The 425-nt window shown below is 50.8% G+C and carries 1 protein-coding gene; it reads left to right on the top strand.

The features are described 5' to 3' along the window. Positions 1-425, top strand: a 425-nt coding sequence (locus ICN31_RS10565; protein ID WP_370624339.1) for a calcium-binding protein, incomplete at both ends; no start/stop codon positions are given.

Raw genomic sequence — 425 nt, 5'->3', positions numbered from 1 at the left:
TTTGGTAATGCGGGTGACGACATCTTGCGTGGTGGCACTGGCAATGATCTGATTGGTGGCGGCGCTGGCATTGATCGTGCCTTGTTTAGTGGTTTATATACGGACTATAGCTACATCATTAACGTAGCAAATACTTCGGATGCAGTTGCAGGCGTCACCCTTGTCGGCCCGGACGGCAAAGATATTGTGATGTCCGATGTTGAATATATCGGATTTGATAATTCTAGTGGCGTGGTGATGGATGTGGCCCAATCGGTACGCTACGGCACAGCGATTTTCGTGAGTGATGGTGTCGGAAAAGTGGGTAGTTCAGCTCCCACCATCACCGGTACCACCGCCAACGACATCCTGACCGGTACCTCTGTTGCTAACCAAACCTTACTCGGCCTTGCTGGTAATGATGTCTTAGATGGTGGTGGCGGAAC

This window comes from Polynucleobacter sp. UB-Piko-W3 (genome assembly GCF_018881635.1).
Lineage (GTDB): Bacteria > Pseudomonadota > Gammaproteobacteria > Burkholderiales > Burkholderiaceae > Polynucleobacter.
This window is presented reverse-complemented; position numbering and strand designations above follow the sequence as displayed.